The sequence below is a fragment of the Rhizobium sp. SVR5-2C genome (assembly GCF_056755115.1).
The window spans coordinates 1-6,247 of record NZ_JBNDHT010000224.1 but is presented as its reverse complement, the minus strand read 5'-3'; the positions used below and the strand labels follow the sequence as shown (position 1 = coordinate 6,247).

Annotated in this window: 8 protein-coding genes; 2 read left to right on the top strand and 6 right to left on the bottom strand. The window is 58.6% G+C overall.

Annotated elements, in window-relative coordinates:
* Positions 1-578: HoxN/HupN/NixA family nickel/cobalt transporter (locus tag ACPYOI_RS34165; protein WP_481424022.1), on the bottom strand; the 578-nt coding region annotated here is incomplete at its 3' end.
* 117 nt (positions 579-695) lie between these two features.
* Between ACPYOI_RS34165 and nikR the strand changes: the two genes are divergently transcribed.
* Complete coding sequence (gene nikR / locus ACPYOI_RS34160; protein ID WP_168831018.1) at positions 696-1,115, top strand: nickel-responsive transcriptional regulator NikR; 420 nt, start codon at positions 696-698, stop codon at positions 1,113-1,115.
* A 37-nt stretch (positions 1,116-1,152) separates the two neighbouring features.
* Here nikR and ACPYOI_RS34155 read toward each other — a convergent pair whose 3' ends face one another.
* On the bottom strand, positions 1,153-3,093 hold the full coding sequence (locus ACPYOI_RS34155; protein WP_481414861.1) for an adenylate/guanylate cyclase domain-containing protein: 1,941 nt from the start codon (positions 3,091-3,093) through the stop codon (positions 1,153-1,155).
* Between the two features lie 223 nt (positions 3,094-3,316).
* Here ACPYOI_RS34155 and ACPYOI_RS34150 point away from each other — a divergent pair, with 223 nt between their 5' ends.
* Positions 3,317-3,787, top strand: a complete 471-nt coding sequence (locus ACPYOI_RS34150; protein WP_481414862.1) for a cupin domain-containing protein — start codon at positions 3,317-3,319, stop codon at positions 3,785-3,787.
* 70 nt (positions 3,788-3,857) lie between these two features.
* On the opposite strand, the gene ACPYOI_RS34145 is transcribed toward ACPYOI_RS34150, so the two are convergent.
* From ACPYOI_RS34145 to ACPYOI_RS34130, 4 genes are all read right to left on the bottom strand, one after another.
* On the bottom strand, positions 3,858-4,097 hold the full coding sequence (locus tag ACPYOI_RS34145; RefSeq protein WP_481414863.1) for a hypothetical protein: 240 nt from the start codon (positions 4,095-4,097) through the stop codon (positions 3,858-3,860).
* A 181-nt stretch (positions 4,098-4,278) separates the two neighbouring features.
* The gene (locus tag ACPYOI_RS34140) at positions 4,279-5,049 is read right to left on the bottom strand and encodes a 2-keto-4-pentenoate hydratase (RefSeq protein WP_481414864.1); all 771 of its coding nucleotides are present in this window, start codon (positions 5,047-5,049) and stop codon (positions 4,279-4,281) included.
* Positions 5,050-5,286: 237 nt separating this feature from the next.
* Complete coding sequence (locus ACPYOI_RS34135; RefSeq protein WP_481414865.1) at positions 5,287-6,060, bottom strand: FkbM family methyltransferase; 774 nt, start codon at positions 6,058-6,060, stop codon at positions 5,287-5,289.
* A gap of 1 nt (position 6,061) precedes the next feature.
* A partial coding sequence (locus ACPYOI_RS34130) for a hypothetical protein (protein ID WP_481424021.1) occupies positions 6,062-6,247 on the bottom strand: 186 nt, incomplete at its 5' end.

The window sequence follows — 6,247 nt, the reverse complement described above, 5'->3', positions numbered from 1 at the left end:
TGCCAGGACCGCGAGACGATGCTGAAGGTACGGCGGAAAAGTCGCGAAAGAATACCGCCACCGGCAAGGACCGCATCAAGGTCTTGATCAACGAGCTTCTGGCCGCGGCGCGCACGGCCGAAGGCTGCCCATATGCCTTTCAGAATGAAGAGGTTGGCGAGCCCGATGACAAGAAGGAAGAGTGCTGAGACTGTCGTGCCGATAACGCCGCCGATTTCATGGAATTCGTCAAGCTGGGTCTGCATGGCGGCCGCGGTCGCCGCGATCGCGATTGAAGCCAGGACGACGATGCTCGAATGACCGAGCGAGAAAAAGAAGCCGACGGCGTAGGGCGACTTGTTTTCCTGCATGAGTTTCCGCACGACATTATCGATCGCCGCGATATGATCGGCGTCGAAAGCGTGGCGGAGACCGAACATGTAGGCGAGAAACGCGGTGCCCAACAGTGTCGGTTGATCGGAGAATGCGGTCCACGCCCAAATCCATGCGGCGATGTTGGCAGCGATCAGGAAAATAAAGGTCATCACGACTTTTGTTTTGATCTGTGCTGGTTTGTCGTCAAAAGGATTTGGAAGCATGTCTGTCCTCGGATTAAGAGTGTTCTGGACACCCCCGGCTTACGGAAAGCAAAGTATGAAGTCGACGGCAAAAATGCTTACTGATGCCATTAAGAAAATTTTATTCGAGGAGCTTTCATGCAGCGCGTAACGGTCACTCTTGATGATGATCTGATGGCCGAACTCGATCGGATTATCGAAACCCGAGGCTACCAGAACCGTTCCGAAGCTATCCGCGACCTAGCCCGCGCAGGTCTCAAACAGGCTTCGATCGAAACAGGTTCAATTACCAATTCGATTGGCGTCTTAAGCTACGTGTTCGATCACGAGGCTCGGGAACTGGCGCGTCGCCTTACCAGCGCATTTCATGAACATCATTCTCTGGCGGTCTCAAGCCTGCATGTTCATCTTGACGACCGTCATTGCCTCGAAGTTGGGATTCTAAAGGGGCAACCGAATGAGTTGCAGCATTTTGCTGAGCACGTGATCGCGGAAAGGTCAGTCAAGTACGGACACCTGCACATCATGCCGATCTCAACTGAAATCCCAGAGAGCTAGAGATCCGGATCGCGGTGGGACTGCGAGGAGCTGACTCCTACGCTCTAAGCTCGAAGAGTTCCGTCTGGCCCGTTCGTCCTTTGACGCTGACGATGCCGACAGCAACGAGTTCGAACGTCTCGCCAACGGCATCGCGGACGGCGCCGCTGACGAGGATCGATGTCCCATATTGGCGATTGAGGCCCTCGAGACGCGAGGCGATGTTTACGGTGTCTCCAATGGCGGTGTATTGGCGGCGTGTTTCTGCCCCGACGCTGCCCACCACGGCTTGGCCGGTGTGCAGGCCGAAGCGTGTGATGAGTACAGGCCGTCCATCTGCAGCGTTTGCGGCGTTCATGGCGTCGATCGCAGCCTTCATCGCCAGGGCACAATAGCAGCCGTTTTCGACATGACGGGGATCGTGCAAGGGAGCGTTCCACATCGCAAGAACGCCATCTCCCATATATTGCACGATCGTGCCGCCGTGGCGCTCGACAACCTCGTTGAGGGTTTCGAAATAGCCCGAGAGCAGGGCCACGACCTCCTCGGGCGAGTTCTCTTCGGAAATGGTGGTGAAGTCGCGTATGTCCGTGAAGAGCACGGTAATGTCCTGCCGGACAGCGGTGCCCACGGCAGATTGGCCTGCAATGACGATCCTGCGCACGAGTTCCCGGGGCACGTAAACCGAAAACGTCCTGATGGCATGGCGCGCAGAACTCAAAGCCTTCGCGAGCACATTGACCTCGGAAATCCAGGAATGGGCAATGCGGCTTTCGCCGAATTCAAGCTTGCCCATATGCGTTGCCTCGTCGGCGAGCCGATATAGCGATCGGCTGACCAGCCGGGAGATGACGAGCGCGATCAGGACGCCGGTGGCCAGAAAGGCTGCGGCAATTGCCAGATTGCGCTTCAGCCTGCGCTCGACCGGCCCGACAAGCTCTTCAAGCGGCGCTGCTATGACGACCGTATAGCCGCCGCGAAGACTGGCGATCCCTTCGCGAAAAACCTGTGCCAGATAGTCATGGCCATTTACGGGAAAGCGGACAACCGCGCCCGTCGCCAGACTGCGGTCCGAAGTGAGCAGGTTCCTGACGACCGGGAGCGTTGGATCTGCTTGCGCCAGCGTTGCCACGGATACCTCTTGGCCGGCGCGAAGCCGCCTCCTGACCTCATTCATCACATCCTTGTCGGAGTGGACGATCAAACCGCCTTGCTGATCAAAGACATAGCCACGTGCATGCTCCGAAAGGGCGCTGACGTCGACAACCGCTCCGAGCGTCACCAGCATGACGTCCGCCCCGATCACCACGCGGTTGTTCGGCCCAGAGGGGGTGGCTATCGTCATGGTCAGGAAATGGGTCGATGCCGAGACGTAGGGTCCGACAGACACGGTCCTGCCCTCGCCAACCGCCGCAAGATACCAGGGCCGAACGCGTGGGTCGAACATATCATCACGGTCGGCGCGGCGATTGAGCAGACGCATTTCCTTGTCGTAGAAGGTCCAGATCGTGCTGGGCGGACCATCGACCCTGCTGACGACTCGTACGGCGTAGGCAGCCTGCGCCGGGGCGTTCAAGTTGCCCCTGAATTCGGGATCCGCCGCCACTCCGAGGACCTGAACGAAACCTCCGTCGGGATAGCCTGCATAGATGCCATCGACGCGAAAGGAGGACTGCAAGGCTTTCAGGAGAAAGTCCTGTTTCGCTTTGAGATCATTGGGTGGCGCGGTCAGCATCTCCGGAACGGCCGAGGCAGTCACGACCGCCGTGTAACCGCCCTTGAAGACGTTGCGGTAGTCCTCGATCGTGCGAAGCCCGAGCTGACGCATCTGGGCCTCGCCGGTCGAAAGGGCGGCGAACCTGCCCTGAGTGTAGGTGATCCAGACGATCGGAAGAGCGGTGACAGCCAAAAGCGCCAGGATTATCACGCTCAGATGCAGCCGCAGGGGCACGGCCCAGGTGGCGAGGGTGCCTTTAATCGTGCTCCATCGGGTCTGCATTGCATGGCCTCTCGTGCTCAACCATACAATACCACTGCAATCGCAAATCGGCGCCGGCATCACTGTGCCCGTTTCCGGAAGGGATCGGGCCGTTTCCGAAGTTCGCGCCGATGAGCGGGAAAGCTTGCTTAGACGTGGCCCGCGGACGTACTATCTTGTGTTTCGCGAGCCTGCCCCAGCGCTCAGCCGAGGTGGAAGGCCCGGCGAGAGAGGGAGGTTTGTCATGAAAATCGTATCGATATTCGCAGCCGGCTTGATCGGATTATGCGGGATGGCCTCCTTTGCTTCGGCAGAGGATGCACACCCAATGTTCACTCCCAGTGATATCAAGTGGGGCCCGGCCCCCAAGGTGCTTCCCGCTGGAGCAGAAGCGGCAGTCTTGTTCGGCGATCCCACCAAGAAAGGCTTGTTTGCCCTGCGGCTCAAATTGCCGTCAGGCTATGTGGTTCCGCCGCACACCCATCCTGGGTTTGAAGTGGTCACGGTCATATCAGGGGCTATCAATCTCGGAATGGGCGAAACCGTCGATCGGAGCGCGGCCAAGGCACTGCCCGCAGGCAGTTTCTTCGCATTGCCGCCCGGCACGGCGCATTTCGGTTATTTCGATGAGCCGAGCATCATCCAGATTACGACGAATGGCCCGTGGCGCATCAGATATCTCAATCCGGCGGACGATCCTCAGAAATCGCAATAGCCGTTGCGCTAACGCAATTGTCCCGCCGCCGAGAGGGCGGCGGGGGCGTTATCGCCGTCCGGCATCGACGCTAGGCGGCCTTTTCGTAGACGAGGTCGGGGGCGACAATCCACTCGCCATGTTTGAGCGAGAGGACGTTGAGCCTGCCTTGGCGATCCCTTCCGGCAACGCCGACGAAGCGATAGCGGCTGCCGTGCCGGTCGACGACGGCGGCAGAAATCGGCTTGCCGCGAAGATGGCCGACGACGGGGCCTTCTGTTCTTGCGGCATCAAGCAGAAAATACTCATGAGGGATGTTGCGGCTTACCATCAGGCGCGATCCTCACGCTGAAGGACGGGGCTTGCGTCTGCATTCTGTCCTTTCGTGAGGCTTCCGGAGCTCGCCTTCATCTGCAAAGGTTTCGCGCGGAGACGCCTGGTCTTCTTGATCTCGATCACGAATGGCTTTTGTTGCGGCCGCATTATGCTTTCCTTTCGGTGGTGAATTGACGTCAGGCGAAGACGCACTCGATCTGGCCCAGCGGCCCGAAGTCGGCGGCCAGATGCTGCCCGGCCCACACCTGAAGAATTGTCGTGCACGACCCCGTCGCCACGACGTCGTTTGTCTGGAGCTGCCTGCCATTCGCCGTGAGCTCACCTGCCAGCCAGGCGAGCGCGTTCAGCGGGTTGCCCATGACCGATGCCGACCTTCCGGAAAAGACCGTCTGTTTAAACAGAAAGGTCGTGACTTCGAGGTCCGCGAGCTCGGCGGCTGGAAGCGCCCCGGAATGGTCGCCGCAGATGGTTGCAACATGGAGGCCGAAGTCAGCGATCGCCGCGCTGTCTCCATAGAAGACCCGCCGTGTCCGCCGGCCAATAATGCCGATCGCCGGGCGGCATGTGAGGACGGCGTCGGCCGCGCTCGCGAGATTGATCGGCTCGCCGGCATCCGGAAAGGGCCTGAGGATGGTAAAGACCAACTCGCACTGCACACCGATGGTTCCCGGCGGGAGCCGGAATTCCTTCACACCCGCAAGCAGCGCGGAAGCCGGAATTTCGGAATAGATCGGCCCTGCAAGGCCGAGGGTCCGGCGTGAGACGTCGCTCGTCCCGACGATCGCATAACCCTTGCGTTCGAAGCCGAGCGCATTCTGCGCCGTCGCCTGAATGTCGTAGGCCTCGCGATCGGAGGAAATCAGGTCGAGCGGCAGATCGCAGAGCCCGTCATGCCGACGGCTTTTTGCAAGGATATCTGCCGTGGCGTCCTTGAGTTCGAAGTACATCTCCGTGCTCCATATCGTTGGCCTTGACTCTGCCAACAAAAATGGCCCGGGGCGCGTAGGCATTCCATTCGTGGATCACAGCTAAAAAATCAAAATCTCATAGTGGTTGCGGGTCCTTGCCGTCTTGCCAAGCGGCTGAACCAGAAAAAACCGGCGAGATTGAGATGGACCTCCCGACAGAGCCGCCGCTGTAACCCTACGATGCGCAGGGGACTGGACGAGACTTCGGACCGCAAGCTACTTCCGCTCGGGCTCGAACAGAAAGTTGATGATCTCGGGTGTCGCGAGAGCAGCGTCAAATGATTCCGGAGTATTGAGCGCCTCGAGCTTTCCGAGGTTCACCGACATGCAGCGGTAGCCGAGCGATCGAAGCTCTTCGAAGATCTTCACGCCGTCGACGCCGTGCCGCGTTTCGATCTCAATGAACAAGATCGGCCGATGCTCACGCAGGACAGTTTCGCTTCCAGCGAGAACCGCATCCTCGTGTCCCTCGACGTCGATTTTCAGAAATGAGATCTTGCCCTTCGCCAGTTTCGCCAGCGCGTCGACGGTAACGACGGGAACGGTGAACTCGGTAAGCTCGACGGGCTCGCCGCCGGTGTGGAAAAGCGCAGCATCGCCCCGTTTGGCGATGCTTCCCAAGCCGTGGAGCTGGATCCCATCCTTTCGTTTGGGAACGGTCATCACGGCGACAGAATTGCCGCTCCCGCACGCAGCGCAGACCACTCGTACGTTCTCGGGAAGTGCACGCTGCAAGAAACGGGCGCGCTCGATATTGGGCTCGACGGAGACGACTTCGGCGAACATCGATGAGAGAGGCAGGCTGAACAGGCCGGAGTTCGCGCCGATGTCAAATGCTGTATCGGCTGCTGAAATTCCCCGGGAGGACAGGTAATTCACAAGTGTAGCCACCTCCGAGAGACTGCCAGGGTGGAATTGGCGCTTGACACGAAGATTAACGGACATGCGAGGATTTATTCTGTCGATCAACTCGATAGCAATACTGCGCATACTAGCTCCCTTGAACGTCGAAAATCACGTTGCCAGTGTCCAATGCGAAGCCACTCATTTTATATTCGCATAATGTCATTAATAATAGACCAGCAGTATAAATCGCTGCGAACAACAGGTGGGCTACTTTTATATCATAATGCAATAGGCCTCTCGAAAGACCACGTATTTCTACGGTTTCATCATC